1 protein-coding gene is annotated in these 558 nt (G+C 38.4%); it reads right to left on the bottom strand.

What is annotated here, in order from left to right; genetic code table 11:
• Positions 1-155 precede the first annotated feature (155 nt).
• Positions 156-558 (bottom strand): AAA family ATPase (locus ACLUWI_RS10265; RefSeq protein ID WP_412147237.1); only part of this gene is annotated, 403 nt, incomplete at its 5' end.

A 558-nucleotide genomic window follows, 5' to 3' on the forward strand; every position in this document is an offset into this window, starting at 1 on the left:
TTATTAAGATATCTTTTAGCAAATAGCCTTCCTGCACGAACTCTCAGTACTTCTTCTTGTAATAAGTCAGTACGGCTAAATCTCAATGCATCATGATCAAGCAACACATTTAGAATCGCTTCTTCTGTACTTCCTTCGGCGAGTAAAGCAATCACTTACTTCACCGCCTTTTCTGTAGCCTTGAGCAATTTCAGATAGGACTCGTATTCTGGCGCGGTGCCACCTAAATAATCCGAATCAAAGACATCGGTTTTATTCAGATCCTTCCTTACATCCGCATCTGAGTACCTTAGTAGTGAAATCTTAGGATCACGGCGTGTAATATAGATTTCATCGCTTCGTTCAATATCACTCAGCAGCTCTGAATAGTGAGTACTGTATATTAGTGTAGCCCGCTTCTTGTTAATTCTTGGGTTCGTAAAATACTCAATAAAGCTTTGCACAATGGCATGATTAAAATGATTTTCCAATTCATCAATAAAAATAATGCCACCAGTTTTTAAAGTAAATAAAACATTGCCATACAGGGTAACTCCTTTAGCAGTGCCTGATGAAAGG

Source organism: Limosilactobacillus mucosae, assembly GCF_046939755.1.
Classification (GTDB): Bacteria; Bacillota; Bacilli; order Lactobacillales; family Lactobacillaceae; genus Limosilactobacillus; species Limosilactobacillus mucosae_A.